Raw genomic sequence first — 16,211 nt, forward strand, 5'->3', positions numbered from 1 at the left:
CCCACCCCTGGGGCTTTGGGGCTTCGCCCTGGCCTTCGGCCACCCCAGGCCCGGGCCTGCCTCCGGTCCAGCCTGCCACGACGCCTCAAGCACCTCCCCCACACACCACACGACCCACCAGGGCAGCCAAGGGTTGTGCGGGGGAGGGGGGAGTGGGGGAGGGGGGAGGGGGAGGGGGAGTGGGGGGAGGGGCATGGAGCCGTGTCGGTCGGGCAGGCGCGGGGTGTACTGCGTCGCCGTGGCCCCTGTGCGTGAAGCGGAGTCCTTCCCATGACCAGCACCATCGATCGAGACCGTACGACCGCTGGGCCCGTACGGCCGCGGGCTGCTCTGTTCGACCTGGACGGGACGCTTGTCGACACCAACTATCTGCACACCCTGACCTGGTGGCAGGCCCTGCACCAGCATGGGCACGACGTTCCGATGGCAGAGATCCACCGGGCTGTGGGGATGGGGGGTGACCGGCTTCTCGACCATGTGCTGGGTGCGGGGCACGACCATCGGGAGGATCAGGCGCTCGACGACGCCCATCATGCTCTGTATGCCACCTGGTTCGACGCGCTGCCTGTGCTGGGTGGAGCGCGTGATCTGGTGCGCGCCGTTGCCGCGCGGGGGATGCGGGTCGTTCTTGCGAGTTCTGCGTCGGCGGACGAGGTGGCGGCCATCCGGAAGGCGCTCGGCGTCGACGATGTCGTGCACGGTGCCACGTCGGCCGATGACGTGGAGTCCACCAAGCCTGCTCCCGAGCTGGTCGAACGGGCTCTGGAGCTGGCCGGGGTCGAGGCCGGGGAGGCGGTGTTCGTCGGTGACACCGTGTGGGACGTGAAGGCCGCGGCCCGTGCCGGTGTCGCCTGTGTCGGGCTGCTGACCGGTGGGGTGTCGGAGGCGGAGCTGACGGCCGCGGGGCCGGTCACCGTGTACCGGGGGCCCGGGGAGCTGCTGCGGGGGATCGATTCGAGTCCCTTTGCCGCGGTGACCGCTTAGGGCCAATAGGGGGGAGAGGGGGTTATGTGTGTGGATGTCGTTGAATGGGGCGGTTTGGCGTTTTAGGGTCCATGGCGATCCCGGGGCCGAACGGCGGCCCGGCGAGACCGGAGGCTGCCATGAACCGGCGCACATCCCTGACGGTGGCCACGGCCGTCGTGCTCGTTGCCCTGGCCATGCCGGGTTCGGCCGTCGGAGCCGAGGAGAACCTCTGCTTCGGACGGGCTGCCACGCTGACGGGCTCGGGGACGATCACGGGCACCGCGGGCGACGACGTGATCATCGGGTCTGCGGGTGCGGACGTCGTGGACGGCGGTGCCGGGAACGACCTGATCTGCGGACTCGGTGGCGACGACACCCTCGCCGGAGGTCTCGGCAACGACCAGGTCGACGGTGGTGAGGGCGGCGACCTGGTGCGCGGTGACCTGATCTCCACCCGGACCCCGGTGGAGGGCGGCGGGAACGACATCGTCTTCGGCGGGCCCGGCGACGACCGGGTCGGCGGCGACAGCATCGCGTTCGGGGCGAGTGCCTCCGGCGGTGGCAACGACATCGTGTACGGCGGCGACGGCGACGACCACATGGTCGGCGACAGCCGCGGCGGGATCGACGCCTCCGGCGGCGGCAACGACATCCTCGACGGCGGTGCCGGGGACGACCAGATGACCGGCGACTCCTCGGCCGAGTCCCGTGCCACGGGCAGCGGGAACGACGTCCTGGTGGGCGGCCCCGGCAAGGACGACCTCATCGGGGACAGCAACTCCGGCCGCATCGCGCACGGCCGCGACGAGGCCGACTCCGGCACTCCGGCGTCCCGCCCGCCGCGTCCGACGCCCGCCCCGGCCACCGGGGCGGCGCCCGCGGCGGCGGCACCCGTGGCCGCCGAGGGCGGCAACGACGTGCTCGACGGCGGTGCGGACACCGCCGACACCTGCGACGGCAAGGACGGCGACGACATCGCCCTGGCCTGTGAGAACGCCACCAACATCCCGTAACCCCGGTTTCGCTGCGGGCGCCCGGGCGGGGAGCACCGGTCCGTTCGCCGGGCGGCGGGCCCTGATCGCGGGCGGCGCGGGCAACTTCGTCGAGTGGTACGAGTTCGGCGTCTACGGGTACTTCGCCCCCGTCCTGGCCGCCGTGTTCTTCCCCGCCTCGGGTGGCGGCACCGGCCCGCTGGTCGCCACCTACGCGGCTTTCGCCCTCGCCTTCTTCTTCCGTCCGCTCGGCGCGCTGCTCCTCGGCCGGCTCGGGGACCGCGTCGGGCGGCGGCCCGCGCTCGTCACGGCCGTCACGCTGATGACGCTCGCCACCGCCGCCATCGGCCTGCTGCCCACCCACGCCACCGCGGGCGTCGCGGCGCCCGTCGCGCTCACCGCGCTGCGGGTGCTCCAAGGGGTCTCCGCGGGCGGTGAGTTCGGGGGAGCGGTGTCCGTGCTGACGGAGTTCGCACCGCCCGGCCGCCGCGGCCGGTACGGGTCCTGGCAGTCCTGCACCGTGGCACTGGGCCTGCTGGCCGGCGCGGGTACGGCGGCCGCGCTCGCCGTCGCGCTGCCCGAGCCCGCCCTGTACGCCTGGGGCTGGCGCGTCGCCTTCCTGCTCGCCCTGCCCCTCGGCCTGGCCGCCCTGGCGCTGCGGCTACGGCTGCCGGAGACCCCGGAGTTCCGCCCGGACGGCGCGGGCCCGGACCGGCGGCTGCGGCCGGGTGACGTGCTGCTCGGTGCGGGGCGGATCGTCGGCTGGTCGGGGGCCGGGTACGCCTTCCTCGTCGTGCTCCCCTCGCACCTCCAGACCGCGCTCGGCGCCTCGTACCGGGACGCGCTGCTCGCCACCGTGCTGGCCAACACCGCCTTCGCCGCCGCGATCGTGCCCGCCGGCGTCCTGAGCGACCGGTTCGGGCGGCGGGCCGTGCTGCTCAGCGGGACCGTGCTGGTCGTCGTGCTGGCCGTACCGCTGTTCGCGGTCCTCCGCGACCCCGGACAGCCCGCCACCGCCAAGGCCGCGGCCGTGCTGGCCGCGGGTGTGCTCGTCGGGCTGCTGGCCGGCCCGGGACCCGCCATGCTGGCCGAGATGTTCCCGGCCCGGGTGCGCTGCACCGGGCTCGGTACGGCGTACGCGCTCGCCAACGCCCTGTTCGCCGGCTGCGCGGGACTGGTCATCACCAGGACCGCCGAGTGGACCGGCCGGACCGACGTGCCCGCCCTGTACGCGGCCGCGGCGTGCGCCCTGAGCCTGCCCTTCCTCTGCACGCTGGGCCGCGACGACCACCGGCGGCCGCTGCGATGACCCACCCTCCGGAGGCCCCCGTGCGCGTGATCGGCATGATGTCCGGCACGTCCTGCGACGCGATCGACGCCGCCGCCGCCGAACTCGCCGTCGACGACGGCGTCCTGCGCCTCACCCCGCTCGGCATGGTCAGCCGCCCGTACCCGCCCGGCCTCCAGGACCTCCTGCTCCGGGCGCTGGCGCCCGACGGCGCGGTGACGACGGGCGAGGTGTGCCGGCTCGACACCCTCATCGGCCGGGCCTTCGCCGAGACCGCCGTCCTCGCCGACCGCGAACTGTGCGGCGGCACCGCCGGCCTCGTCGCCTCGCACGGCCAGACCGTGTACCACTGGGCCGAGGACGGCCGCGTGCACGGCACCCTCCAACTCGGCCAGCCCGCCTGGATCGCCGAGGCCACCGGCCGCCCGGTCGTCGCCGACTTCCGCCCCCGCGACATCGCGGCCGGCGGCCAGGGCGCGCCCCTGGTGAGCCTGGTCGACCTGCTGTGGCTCCGGGGCCGGCCGGGCGTACCCGTGGCGCTGAACGTCGGCGGCATCGCCAACCTCACCGCACTCCCGGCCGGCGGCCCGCCGGTGGCCTTCGACACGGGCCCCGGCAACACGCTGATCGACACGGCCGTACGGGAGCTGACCGGCGGGCGCCTCGGCCACGACGTGGACGGCCGGATCGCCGCGGCGGGGGAATGCGACGAGCGGCTCCTGGACGTCCTGCTCGCCGAGCCGTACTACCGCCTGCCGCCGCCCAAGACGACGGGCCGGGAGCTGTTCCACGGCGGCCACCTGCGCGCCGCCCTGGCCGCGGCCGGTCTCCCCGGGCCGTCCCCCGACGTGGTCGCCACCCTCACCCTGCTCACCGCCAGGACCGTCGCCCGGGCGGTGCACCCGCTCGGCGCCACCGAGGTGATCCTCTCGGGCGGCGGGTCCCGCAACCCGGTGCTCACCGCCCGGCTCCGGCGGGAACTGGGCGCCACCGCCCTCCGCACGTCCGACGAACTCGGCCTCCCCGCACAGGCGAAGGAGGCGTACGCCTTCGCCGTACTCGGCTTCCTCACGCTCCTGGGACTGCCGGGCAACGCACCGCCCTGCACGGGGGCGTCGGGCCCCCGGGTGCTGGGCTCCCTGACCCCCGGCCGGCACCCGCTCCGGCTGCCGCCCGCGGTACGGGCGGAGCCCCGTGCGCTCGTCGTCACCCCGGCCGGCACGGCCCCTCGAGGGCCCGGTCCGGCACCCGGCAGCCGGCCTACTGGGCCAGGTACCCGCCGTCCACCGGCAGGACCGCCCCGGTGACGAACGAGGCGGCGTCCGAGGCCAGGAAGGCGATGGCCCGGGCGACCTCGTCCGGCTCGCCGAGGCGTCCGGCCGGGTGCATGGCGACGACGCGCTCGAGGTACTCGGGGCCGCCGGGCTCGTCGTCCAGCCGCTGCACCCGCTCGGTGCGGATCGTGCCGGGCGCGACCGCGTTGACCCGGATGCCGCGCGCCGCCCACTCGACGGCCAGGTGCTTCGTCAGGCCCGTGGCGACGAACTTCGCCGGCCCGTAGGCCGCCTGCCGCGCCTGACCGGCCAGACCGGACACGGACGACACGCAGACCACCGCCCCGCCCGAACCCTGCGACGCCATCTGGGCGATGGCGTACTTGCAGGTCAGGAACATGCCCCGGCCGTCCACCGCCATCACCCGGTCCCAGTCCTCCGGGCTGGTCTCCAGGACGTCGGAGAGCGGGATGATCCCCGCGTTCGCCACCAGTACGTCCAGCCGCCCGTGCTCCCGCACCGCGGTGCCGACCATCCGCTCGGCGTCCGCGGCGTCCGACACGTCCCCGACGACCGGCACCGGCGCGTGGACCGCGCCCGCGCAGTCCCGCCGCAGCGACTCCAGGCCCTCGGCGTCCACGTCGGAGGCCGTGACCCGGGCCCCCATCCGGGCGAACAGCCCGGCCGTGGCCCGCCCGATGCCGCTGGCCGCGCCGGTGACCAGACACGACGCTCCGGCGAGACGGAACAGCTCCACCACGCACCACCCTCCACGTCCCCCCGGACACCTCTGCCGGCACGGCAACGACGGCCGGAGCGCCGGGGTTACCCGGCCGGCCGCGCGCTGACCGGCACGGGTGCCGGCCGGCCCCGTTGGGGTGGGCCGGCGGTGCGGCCGGGTTCGTACGGGGGCGGGGTGTGGTAGGTGCTGGGCCGTCGGATGACGACCGGTACGGCGGTGCCGCGGTGCGGGTGTGCCGCGCTGTGGCGAGAGCGTGGGGAGTGCGCGGTGGACGAGCAGGGTGCGATGTCGGCGGCCGAGGTCTTCGACGGGCTGGGCGGGGAGTACGAGCGGGCCTTCGCCCGGCTGCCGGGGCAGGACGCGGCACTGGAATGGCTGGTGGCCCGGCTGCCGGCCGGGGCGGCCGTGCTGGACGTCGGCTCCGGCACCGGGCGGCCCGTCGCCGCCGTCCTGGCCGCGGCCGGCTGCCGGGTGACCGGCATCGACGTCTCGCCGGCCATGGTCGCCCTCGCCCGCGCCCAGGTGCCGGGTGCCACCTTCGAGGTGGCCGACGTCCGCACGTACCGGCCGGAGCGGCGCTTCGACGCCGTCTGCGCCTTCTTCCCGCTGCTCGTCATGTCGTACGAGGACGTGACCTCCTCCCTCGAACGCATCGCCTCCTGGATCGAGCCCGGCGGCCACCTGCTGTTCGCCACCGTGCCCGGCGACCTGCGCGACGCGCCGATCACCTGGATGGGCCGGCAGATGAACGTCAGCAGCCTCACCGCCGAGGACTGCATCGCCCGGATGGAGCGGCTCGGCCTGACCGTGCTGCACCAGCACACGGCCGTCTTCCAGCCCGACAGCCCGGTCGCCGGACCCGAGGAGCACCTCTTCGTCCGCGCGCTCCGCCCCGGCCCCGGCACCGGGCAGGACGCCGCGCGCCGTCCGTGACCCCGGTGCGCCGGGCCGTTGGGCCGTTGGGGTGGTGGTCGCCGTGCGCGCGTAACGCACCCCGTTCCACGCGGCGTTGAGCGGATCATGCGAACCCTCATCACCGCGGCCCTGGCCGCCGCGAGCGCAGCGCTGCTCCTCGCCCCGGCCGCCCCCACCCCCGCCCACGCGGCGGACCTCGACAGCGGCCTGTACGGGGAGTGCTGGGACGCGAAGGGCAGCTGGCCGTGCACGGTCCAGGTGGCCGTCACCGCGAGCGAGCGGCGGTACGGCCCGGCCCACCAGGAGGGCGACGTGTACGTCAACTGCACCCGGCAGACGGTGGAGCGCCAGCGCTCGCTGAGCGGCACGCGGCCCGGGCGTGCCGACTTCGCCGCGGGCAAGGCGGCCAACGGGACGCGGCGGCCCGCCCGTTTCACCTGGAGCGAGTACACGGACCGGTCCCTCAACGAGCAGGTCAGGCCCGGCGAGGCGTCCTGGGTGGAGGTGGAGCGCGCGAGCGAGTCCGGCACCGCCACCTTCACCGTCACCGACGGCGACGGGCGGGCCCAGACCTTCACCGGGACCTTCGACGGCCCGGCCCGGGGCCTGCCCGACCGCGTCTACCAGCGCACCGGCCCCCTGACGGACGCCGAGCGGTCGCGCTGCCACGCCGCCCGGGCTTGACTTTGCCGATCTTTTGCGATTGCGTACGCGTGTCGTCTTGATCGCTCCCTAAGGAACACCCGTGCTCAGCTCCAGGTCCGCCCGTACCGCCCTCGTTGCCGCCGTCCTGCTGGCCGGCGTGACCGCCTGCTCCGCCTCCGAGGCCACCAGCCAGGTCGACAAGGCGATCGACAAGGCGGTCGACGAGACCTACGAGGTGACGTACGAGGTGACCGGCAAGGGCGTCGAGCACATCGAGTTCGCGGCCGGCGGCGGCACGGCCACCGCGCCGAAGATGGAGACCGTCAAGGGCGTCGCGCTCCCGTGGAAGAAGACGGTCACCCTGCGCGGCATCATGCCCGCCTCGGTCATGCCCGTCGCGGCCGACGTCACCGGTGCCGAGGTCGCGTGCAAGATCACCCACAAGGGCAAGGTGATCGCCGAGCAGACCGCCCAGGGCCTCGCGACCGCCGGTGCCTGCGTCGCGGTGTCTCCGATCGCAAACTGACCGGCCTGCCCCACCGGCACTTCGCCCACCCTGCCACCCGCCCCGTGCGGGACGTGGCAGGGTGGGCGCATGAGCATCGAAGTGCGCCCGGCGACGGTCTTCGAGGACGTCAGGACCCTGGTCGGGCCGAAGTCCCCGGACGCCAACGTCTGCTGGTGCCTCAGCTACCGCATCCCGGCCAAGCTCAACAACGAGCTGCGCGGCCCCGCCCGCGGCGAGCACGTGGCCGGACTGTGCCGCGCCGACCCGCCCCCCGGCGTGATCGCCTACGACGGCGACGAGCCCGTCGGCTGGGCCGCCGTCGCCCCGCGCTCCGCCACCTCCTTCGCCCGCAGCCGCACGATCCCGCACGTCGACGACCTGCCCGCCTGGTCGCTGTGGTGCATCCGCGTCCGCCCCGGCCACCGCAAGCAGGGCATCTCGCACGCCCTCATCGCCGGCGCCGTCGACTTCGCCCGCGCCCACGGCGCCCCGGCCGTCGAGGCCTACCCCCTCGACAACGGCGACGCGAAGGTCGACCTCACCATGGCCTACGCCGGACTGCGCCGGAACTTCGAGCGCGCCGGCTTCACCCATGCCGCCGACACCACCTCGGTCCTGGCCGGCCACCCCCGCGTCGTGATGCGCCTCGACCTCCGGTGATGGTGACGGCGACGGCGACCGCGCCGGTGACGGTGACGCGGTGTGACGCCCGCCCCCTCGGGGTGCGGGCCGGCCGCGCGGGCCCGACGCTGGTGCCATGAGTGCGAAGCAGCGTGTGGTGGTCTACCCGCCCGAGGAAGGCGGCGGGCGCCGGGTACGAGTCGACGGCGGGCTGCTCGGTCCGGTCTACGGGACCGAGGACCTCATCCTGCTCCTGGAGCGGTCCGGCCTGCACCGGGACGACATCTACCTGGAGGACCCCCTCCTCGTCGACTGGCGCGGCGGCGGCCCCGACGTCTGGGCCGCCGAACCGCCCCCGGTACCGGGCCACGTCGCGGGTTCGTGACGTGCCGAGGGCCCCGGCGCACACGCGCCGGGGCCCTCGGTTCCCACCGGTCCGGTTCCGGTCAGACGGTGCGGAGCGTCACCTCGCGGGACGCCCGCTCCAGCTGCCGCTCCTGCGACGGCGCACCGCCGCGCAGCAGGTCGACCCAGCCGTCGCCGGCCCGTACGTGGAGCTCCGAGGCACCGCCGAACAGCCGGCGGCCCCCGGTGATCCGGATCTCCCGCGAGAGCTCCGCCTCGAACGCGGCCGTCATCTCGCCGACCGACGGCGACTGCGCCCGGAAGGACGTGAGGACGGGGCTCTCGCCCAGCTCACCGCCCCAGCCGAGGGCGAACGACCCGCCGGCCAGGAGCACGCGCAGGGCGGTCTCCCGGTCCCAGCCGAGCGACAGGTTCAGCTCCAGGGCGTCCTCGCCCTCCAGCGCGGTGCCGAGGTACCACTGGGCCTCGTCCCGGACGATCCCGGCCGGGTCCGCGGCGGCCAGCAGCGCGTCGATCGCCAGGATCAGCTCGCGCTCACGCTCCGTCGGCTCGTCCCGGGCGTTGAGGTCCGGATCGGTGTGCAGGTACTGCAGGTGGTTCATGGCGGTCATGGCCCCAGCCTTCCTCAGAACAGGGTGAAGTGCCGGGGCTTGTTGCGCCAGCGCCAGCCGATGCGGAAGGTGGGCCGGTTGGCGAACCGGTTGTAGTTCCACCCGATCTTGACCCGGCGGCCCTGGTGGTTCCAGCGCCCCGCGGCCGTTCCGCGCTGCCAGGCGTTCTTCGCCCGCCCGTAGTTCGCCACGCTGATGTTGCCGTAGCGGTAGCTCAGGCCGCCGTAGCGGCCCGAGCGCAGCGCCCGGGAGGCGAACTTCGCGGTCTTGGCCAGCCGGTAGGCCCGGTACGCCGTGTAGCCGAACCGCGCGGCGGCGATGAACTGGCCGCCGGGCGCGAAGGTCAGCGCCGCCGCCCCGATGTTCCACTTGTTCTTCCAGGCCCAGCGGCCGGCCTTCTTGCACCAGCCGCAGCTCCACCGGCCGTCCAGGTCGTACTGGTTCAGCGGGTCGGCGTTCGTGTACTCGTACGCGTTGGCCGAGCCGCCGTACACCGGGTCGAGCGACAGGAAGCGGCCCGCCTGCGGGTTGTACAGCCGTACGCCCATCAGGGTGAGGCCCGTGAGGGTCTCGGTGGAGCGCTGCTTGGCGCCGAGCCAGTTGTACCGGGTGGCCTCCTGGCCCGCGCGCGGGTTTCCGTACTCGTCGGAGTCCAGCGCGACCGGCGCCTTGGCGGTGTCCAGCGGCAGCTGCAGGGCCACGTCGCCGTGGATGCTCGCGAGCTGGAGCACGGTGTCGCCGGTCTTGGTGGTGGTGGCGCCGAGGTCGCCGGAGGCCGAGTCCACGTTGCGGGTCACGGTGCCCGTGGCGGTGTCCTCGGTGATCCAGCGCGGGTTGTCGCCGTCACCGTCGTAGTGGTTGACCTTGGAGGCGGTCTGCGTCCAGGTCTGCCCGCTGCCGGTCTCCACCTTCCAGGAGCGGAAGCGCTGGTTGGAGTCCAGCTGCCAGGTCTGCCGCCGGCCGCCCGAGGTCTGCTGGTGGACCAGGTCGTTGGCGTAGTGGCCGAACGTGGATCCGGGCAGCGCGGTGGTGCGGCCGAAGGCGTCGTACGCGTAGCCGGCGTCGACCAGGCGGTCGGCGCTGTCGTACGTGTGGCTGACGGTGGTGCCGCCGGAGGCCGGGCAGTCCGCGCCCGGCGTGCCGGTGGCGGTGGTGCGGGACTTGCGGTTGGTGCGCGCGTCGAAGGTGTACGTGCGCTTCGTGCACTCGGTGGCGTACGTGTCGGCGGCCGAGACCAGACGGCCCGCCGCGTCGTAGCCGTACACCTGGTCGGACCAGCCGGCGTGCGAGGTGACCTGGCCGTGGACGGACTCGGTCACGGTGTCGGAGTAGACGACCGTGCCGTCGCCGTCCTTCCGGTACGTCCGGTCCACCGGCGAGCCGGTGGGGTCCTCGGTGACGGTCAGGGTGTAGCCGCCCGGCAGCTTCTCCGTGGTGACCGAGCCGTCCGCGTCGTACCGGGCCTCGAAGGTGCCGGCGACGGAGTCGGTGGTCTTCGTGGCCATGCCCCGCGGCTCGACCGCCGTGTCGTAGGTGTACGTCACGGTCGACGGCACGTTGTCGGACACCTTGACCGGACGGTCCAGCAGGTCGTACTCGGTGGTGGTGACACCGCCGTCGGCGTCGGTGTACGAGATCTGGCGGCCGAGCCTGTCGAACGCCTCGGTGATGGTGCCGCCGGTCGGGGAGGTCGCCCTGACGGCCTTGCCGGACGCCGGGTCGTACTCGGTGGTGATCTCGGGCACCGCCTGGCCCACGCCGCCGGTGACCGAGGTCTTGGTGACCCGGCCCGCGCCGTCGTAGGTGGAGGTGGTGGTGCGGGTGACGCCGTTCGCGGTCTCGGAGACCACGGCCGGGTTGCCGTACCAGTCGTACTCGGTGGTGGTGGTCGGCAGCTGCGACGGGTTGGCGCCGCCGCCGGTGACCGCGCCCGCCGGACCGGTGGAGCAGACCAGGTCCGCCCACTCCGGCCGGCCCTGGCAGGCGCCGGTGCCGGTGCCGGACCAGTACGTGGTGACGCGGGTGCCCGCGTCGGTCCCGGTGGCACCGGGCAGCAGCTGCTTCACGACCCGGCCCTGGGCGTCGTACTCGGTGGCCTCGGTGATGGCGAGGCCGCCCGGGTCCTTGACCGTCTGGGTCGGCAGGCCCTTGGCCCAGTCGTAGGTCGTCTGCGTGACGCGCGCCTCGCCCTGCACGGACGGGTGCTCGCGCACCTGGGCGCCCGTGGTCACCTTGGTGGCCACGTCCCTGACCTTCGCCGTGCCGTCGGTGGGACGGCCTGCGTCGTACTCGGTGACGGTCCACGAGCGGGCGGTCACCGGGGTGCCGGCCGGGACGAGGACGGTGGAGCCGGACTTGAGGTCCGCGGTGAGGTCGACCCGGCGCAGCGGGCCGAACTCCTCCAGCTCCCGGGTGCCGGTCTCGTTGTACACGGACCGGGTGGCCAGCAGGTCGCCCCGCTCGGCGGAGGTGAGCTGGGCGATGCCCAGTTCCGCCTGGGTGGTGCGGTCCGCGGCGGTGGTGCCGAGGGCCACGGCACGGTTGGCCGCCGAGAGCTCGCGCACGGTGTTGCCGAAGCGGTCGTACTCGGTGGTGGTGACGTGCCCGCCGGGGGAGGCGGAGTTGACCTCGCGGCCGGAGACGCCGAGGTAGTGCAGCGTGGCGCGGCCGTAGTCGCCCGAGCCCAGCGAGGAGCCGCTGTGCGAGGACGGGACGGCGTCGGCCGGGAAGACGGCCGTGGCGTCGGTCGGGGCGTCGAGCTGGCCCCATCCCTTCACGTCCGGCGCACCCATCGCGTACGGGGCCGCGCCGCCGGTCAGCGGCACGTCGTACACCACGGAGGTGGCGGCCGTGCCGGACGCGACGTCGGCGGTGCCCTGCTGGAGGCCGGGACGGGACGCCTTGAGCAGCATGCCGGCACCCGCGGTGTCGGCGTTGCCCGCCTGTCCGTAGGTGAAGGTCCACGGCAGCTCACCGGGCGGGGTGAGGGTGGTGACCCGGCCGGCGGCGTCGTAGGTGTACGCGGTCTTCAGCGCCGGGGTGACCCGCGGGTTCCAGGTCTCGCGCAGGCGGCCGGAGTCGTCGTACGCGAAGGAGGCGATGTCCTGGGCGGTGGAGGCGGCGGCCCCGGGCGCGGTGGCCCACAGCCGGACGGCCTTGACGCGGCCGGTGTAGTCGCCGAGGGCGCCGGCGGCGGCCGTCGTGGAGGTCGCGTAGACGAACTCCATCATCCGGCAGCCCTTGGTCGCCGGGGCGGCGGCGCAGGCGGAGGCGGTGACCGCCGAGCTCGGCGCGATGATCCACTTGGGGCGGGCCAGGGCCTTGCCCGCGACGTCGGTCCGCTCGGAGACCACGGTGGTCGCGGAGTTGCCCAGGCCGTCCTCGAGGGTGCTGGACACCTGCCAGGTGGGCACGGACGGGTCCGGCTTGGCGAAGGCGGTCACCGTCCCCTCGTTGTCGGTCAGCGTGAACGAACCGGTCACGCTGCCGGTGAGGGTGAGGTGCTCCGCGCCGGGCTCGGCGATCCAGCCGGTGCGCGCGGCGTTGGCGGTGAAGTGGGTCTCCTCGCCCTCGGAGTCGACCACGGCCACGGCCGTGTCGGAGATCTTCCGCAGGTGGGAGTAGTCGGACTCGGTGAGCTCGGCGACCGTTCCGGTCACCCACTCGGGGCCGAAGACCGGCGCCTGGCCCTCCTGGGTGGCGCCCTTGTCCGGGGTGCGCGAGGACGCGGTGCGGGTGACCGACATGCCGAAGGCGGAGGCGTCGGTGGCCGACAGGCCGTAGTCGCCGGTGAGCAGGTTCACCGAGCCGGGGCCGACCTCGGTGGTCGCGGCGCCCGAGGCGTTGCGGTCCACGGTGACGGTCAGCGGCTGGGTGGCGCCGGCCGCGGAGTTCGGGCCGGTGAAGTCGGCCTTGATCTGCACGGTGCCGTCGGGGTTGACGGTGTCCGTGGCGTTCCACACGAGCGCGGGGCTCTTGCCGCCGGTGAGGACGGCCGGCCAGGCGGTCAGGGCGGTGCCGCCGGCGGTGACGTGGCCGGCGGGGATCTGCACCCACGGGTCGGCTTCGGAGCGGCGCCAGGAGAACGACACGCGGTCGTACCTGGTGCCGTCCGCCTCCGCCGTCAGGGGCAGGCGGCGGGCGGTGCGGTCACCCTCGTCGGGGGCGACGAAGCCGCCGGGCCCGGCGTGGAAGGTGTACTGCACGGCCTCGGACTTGTTGTCCGCCTTGTCGACCTGGCGCACCTGGAGGGTGTGCGTGCCGTCCTTCGGCGGGGCGACGGAGAGGGCCTTGGCCGCGGCCGAGCCGCCGGTGGCGGCCTTGGTCCAGGTCACGCCGTCCAGCGACCATTCCAGCCAGTTGTGGTCGGTGCCGTTCGGGGTGACGGTGAAGACGCCGGCCTGGCCCGCGCCCTTGACCCAGGCGTTCGACGGGTAGTCCGTCGAGGTGATGCCGGTGGGGGCGGAGGGGGCGGCGGTGTCGACCGTGAAGGTCTTCCAGGCCGACCAGCCGAGGTTGTAGTGGGCGCCGTCGTACGGGGACGTGCGGAACTTGTACGTCTTGCCGTTGGTCAGCACGCCCGCGGGCACGGTCACGGACGCGACCTGGCCGGAGGGGACCCACGGAGAGACGAGGTAGCCGCCGACCTGCGTGTCGGTGGCCGCGTCGCGGACCTCGAAGGTGCCGTTGACCTTGTCGCCGTCGGCGTCCACGAAGGTGTCGCGCAGGGTCGGGGTCACCGTGTTGACGGTGTAGGCGCCGCCGTAGGAGAAGTACGGCGGGCCGGCCTCCTGCCTGGTGCCGGTGCGCGGCCGGTAGTTGTAGGTGACCGTCAGCTTGGGCGGGTTCGAGGCCGCGTTGGCGGAGTTCACCCGCTTCCACTGGGCGACGACGGTCTCGTCGGAGGCGCGCAGGCCCAGGTGGGAGACCGAGGCGCGGGCCGAGGCCCACTCCTGCACCAGGGTGGTGACGGTGGCGTTGATCCAGCCGTCGGCCGTGCAGGCGGAGTTGCCCTTGGTCTCGGTGGAGGTGGCCTTCTTGGCGGTCCACGCGGGCTGGGCGGTCCAGCGCGAGGAGGTGGACGAGGCGCCCGCGGACCAGACCTCCCACGGCTTGGCGAGGCAGTCCGTGTTGCCGGAGTGGAAGTTCCACAGCGACAGCTTGGCGTCGGTCACCAGCGCGTCGGAGATCTTCGCGGTGTTCCAGCTGATGAAGGAGCGCGCGGTGCGCCAGGTGCCGTCGGCGTTCTTCGTACCGGGGTTGCCCAGGTCCAGCTCGGTGTCGCCGGACCAGTCGACCGTCTCCCCCTGCTGGACGTACGTGTCGAAGACGCTCGACAGCGAGGAGGTGGACGGGTCGACGGTCACCGGGTACGCGGTCTTCGGGTCGGCCAGGAACTTCGCGTCCGGGGTGACGACCAGGTCGACGGCGGAGCCGTTGCGGACCACCTTCAGGCCGGCCCTGACCCGGCGGGTGTGCTCGCCCGAGACCGGGTCCACGGTGGCGTCCCACATCACGGGGGCCGGCATCACCGCGGTCTTCTTGTTCTTCCGGTCGGTGAAGAGGACGCTGCCGTCCGCCTGCTGCTTCACCGTCAGGCCCTTGGCCTTGAGGGGCAGGGTGTAGGAGAAGTCCCCGGTGGCCGGCTTCTTCTTGATCTCCACGAACTGCTCGAAGCCGGTGCGGGTGGCCTCGACCACCACGTCGGCCCCGGGCACGGCCTCGGGGTATTCCGCACGGGTGCCGGTCAGCCTGGGCGCGGGCAGGCCGCCCCGCCACTGCAGGGTGATCTGCTGGTCGCCGGTGCCCAGGGTGACCAGGTCGGTGGCCGGGGCGGTGCGGGCGGCGGAGAGCGAGGCGGCCGGAGCCGCCTTGGTCCGGCCGGCCAGCCGAAGGCCGCGCGGGTGGGCCGCGGGGGCGACGGAGCCGTCGGCGCCGGTGCGCAGGTCCAGGTCCACGGTGCGCCAGTCGCCGGTGTGCGGGTCCTGGAAGCGGATGGGGCCGGCGGTCAGCTCGGAGGTGAGCGAACCGTCCTTGTTGGCCCAGGTCGTGGAGGTTTCGGTGCGTTCGGAGAGTGCCTCGACGCGCTTGCCGGACAGCCGGGCGGCGACGCGGGCGGACGGGATGTCCGCGGCCTGCGTGGCGGTCGGCTTCGGGGCCGCGGCGGGGGCCGCGGCCCGCTCGCTCAGGGCGCTGGCGGCACTGGCGTCGGCCAGTCCGATGACCATGGCCAGGGTGAGACCGCCCGCGACGTGACGCAGGCTCCCCCCGGACCACGGCCGACCTCGCTCCTCCGGAGCGGGTATGTCAACCGTCATGTTTCCTCGGTCTCATGTGTTCGCTGTTGCACCGGCCGTGCGATGCAGCAGCGAAGATATCGAGGCAGAAAAACACAGCAACCGCAGTAAAGCGGTCGTAAAACGGACGTCATAGTTCCGGATGTTGACGTGATTTCGGCCACGGGTTCGCGTTGGTGATCGTTTACGGATGCCGCCCGCCCGGCCCGGTCCGCGTGGCCCGGCCTAGACTCCGGGGGTGGACGACAGCACGAACGGCATACGGATCCGGCCCGGCGGCCCGGACGACGCGCCCGCCCTCCTGGACATGCTCGACGGGGCGGTGGCCTGGATGAACGCCCGGGGCAACACCGAGCAGTGGGGCACCACCCCGTACTCCCAGAAGCCCGGCGGCCCGGCCAGGGTCCTGCGCTACACCACCGAGAACGCCCCGTTCGTCGCGGAACGGGACGGCACTCCGGTCGGCGTCCTCGTCCTGGACTCCGGCCCCAGCCCCGCGATGCCGGTCCCGCCGGCCGGCGAACCCGAGCGGTACGTCCGGCTGTTGGTCACCGACCGGGCCCACGCGGGCCGGGGCATCGGGGCCGCCCTGCTGGCCCGTGCCGCCGAGGAGACCCGCCGGGCCGGGGTGGACCTGCTGCGCGTCGACTGCTGGGCGGGCGGCGGGGGCGAACTGGTCGCCTGGTACCGGCGCAACGGCTTCACGCCGGCCGGGTCCTTCGACTCCGACGGCTGGCCCGGCCAGGTGCTGGCCCGGCGGGTGGGCTGAGGGACGGGGCCGGACGGGGAACCGGGCCGGACCGTGCGCGTCCGGCCGGACGGGGCCGCCGGGTGACGGAACGACACGCCGGTCCCGCCGGGCGGGGCCCGGGGAGCAGCGGGCGGCCCGCCCGCCTAGGCCCTGTCTTTCGGATCAGGCCGGATCAGGGAGCGGGGCCTGGTGCGTGCGATCGCAAGGCGGAGGAGGGAGTCAACGCGGAGCGTTGG

13 protein-coding genes are annotated in these 16,211 nt (G+C 74.1%); 10 read left to right on the plus strand and 3 right to left on the minus strand.

Features of this window, described 5'->3' with window-relative positions; all coding sequences use genetic code 11:
- The first annotated feature begins 270 nt into the window (after nt 1-270).
- From ACIQUR_RS35035 to ACIQUR_RS35050, 4 genes are all read left to right on the plus strand, one after another.
- Entirely contained in the window at nt 271-984 is a 714-nt protein-coding gene (locus ACIQUR_RS35035; protein WP_403673385.1) for an HAD family hydrolase, read from the plus strand.
- Nucleotides 985-1,103: 119 nt separating this feature from the next.
- Nucleotides 1,104-1,979 (plus strand): calcium-binding protein, encoded by an 876-nt coding sequence (locus ACIQUR_RS35040; RefSeq protein WP_403673387.1) that lies wholly within the window; start codon nt 1,104-1,106, stop codon nt 1,977-1,979.
- A 61-nt stretch (nt 1,980-2,040) separates the two neighbouring features.
- On the plus strand, nt 2,041-3,267 hold the full coding sequence (locus ACIQUR_RS35045; RefSeq protein ID WP_403673405.1) for an MFS transporter: 1,227 nt from the start codon (nt 2,041-2,043) through the stop codon (nt 3,265-3,267).
- Nucleotides 3,268-3,287: 20 nt separating this feature from the next.
- Nucleotides 3,288-4,553 carry an anhydro-N-acetylmuramic acid kinase gene (locus ACIQUR_RS35050; RefSeq protein WP_403673389.1) on the plus strand — a complete coding sequence of 422 codons (1,266 nt, stop codon included), beginning with the start codon at nt 3,288-3,290 and terminating at the stop codon, nt 4,551-4,553.
- Here ACIQUR_RS35050 and ACIQUR_RS35055 read toward each other — a convergent pair.
- Nucleotides 4,507-5,280 (minus strand): SDR family NAD(P)-dependent oxidoreductase, encoded by a 774-nt coding sequence (locus tag ACIQUR_RS35055; RefSeq protein ID WP_403673390.1) that lies wholly within the window; start codon nt 5,278-5,280, stop codon nt 4,507-4,509. The two genes, ACIQUR_RS35050 and ACIQUR_RS35055, sit on opposite strands and share 47 nt — an antisense overlap.
- 249 nt (nt 5,281-5,529) lie before the next feature.
- Here ACIQUR_RS35055 and ACIQUR_RS35060 point away from each other — a divergent pair, with 249 nt between their 5' ends.
- The 5 genes from ACIQUR_RS35060 to ACIQUR_RS35080 all read left to right on the plus strand — a co-directional run bounded on the left by ACIQUR_RS35060 (nt 5,530) and on the right by ACIQUR_RS35080 (nt 8,336).
- Complete coding sequence (locus ACIQUR_RS35060; protein WP_403673392.1) at nt 5,530-6,195, plus strand: class I SAM-dependent methyltransferase; 666 nt, start codon at nt 5,530-5,532, stop codon at nt 6,193-6,195.
- An 87-nt stretch (nt 6,196-6,282) separates the two neighbouring features.
- Complete coding sequence (locus tag ACIQUR_RS35065; protein ID WP_403673394.1) at nt 6,283-6,861, plus strand: hypothetical protein; 579 nt, start codon at nt 6,283-6,285, stop codon at nt 6,859-6,861.
- A gap of 61 nt (nt 6,862-6,922) precedes the next feature.
- Complete coding sequence (locus tag ACIQUR_RS35070) at nt 6,923-7,348, plus strand: MmpS family transport accessory protein (RefSeq protein WP_403673396.1); 426 nt, start codon at nt 6,923-6,925, stop codon at nt 7,346-7,348.
- Between the two features lie 69 nt (nt 7,349-7,417).
- Nucleotides 7,418-7,990 carry a GNAT family N-acetyltransferase gene (locus ACIQUR_RS35075; protein WP_403673398.1) on the plus strand — a complete coding sequence of 191 codons (573 nt, stop codon included), beginning with the start codon at nt 7,418-7,420 and terminating at the stop codon, nt 7,988-7,990.
- Between the two features lie 97 nt (nt 7,991-8,087).
- Nucleotides 8,088-8,336 (plus strand): hypothetical protein, encoded by a 249-nt coding sequence (locus tag ACIQUR_RS35080; protein WP_403673400.1) that lies wholly within the window; start codon nt 8,088-8,090, stop codon nt 8,334-8,336.
- A 61-nt stretch (nt 8,337-8,397) separates the two neighbouring features.
- On the opposite strand, the gene ACIQUR_RS35085 is transcribed toward ACIQUR_RS35080, so the two are convergent.
- Complete coding sequence (locus ACIQUR_RS35085) at nt 8,398-8,928, minus strand: hypothetical protein (RefSeq protein ID WP_403673401.1); 531 nt, start codon at nt 8,926-8,928, stop codon at nt 8,398-8,400.
- 14 nt (nt 8,929-8,942) lie between these two features.
- Nucleotides 8,943-15,155 carry an RHS repeat-associated core domain-containing protein gene (locus ACIQUR_RS35090; RefSeq protein WP_403673407.1) on the minus strand — a complete coding sequence of 2,071 codons (6,213 nt, stop codon included), beginning with the start codon at nt 15,153-15,155 and terminating at the stop codon, nt 8,943-8,945.
- A 307-nt stretch (nt 15,156-15,462) separates the two neighbouring features.
- Between ACIQUR_RS35090 and ACIQUR_RS35095 the strand changes: the two genes are divergently transcribed.
- The gene (locus ACIQUR_RS35095; protein ID WP_403673403.1) at nt 15,463-15,993 is read left to right on the plus strand and encodes a GNAT family N-acetyltransferase; all 531 of its coding nucleotides are present in this window, start codon (nt 15,463-15,465) and stop codon (nt 15,991-15,993) included.
- Nucleotides 15,994-16,211: the final 218 nt, after the last annotated feature.

Origin of the sequence: Streptomyces sp. NPDC101132 (assembly GCF_044759225.1) — a bacterium.
Lineage (GTDB): Bacteria > Actinomycetota > Actinomycetes > Streptomycetales > Streptomycetaceae > Streptomyces.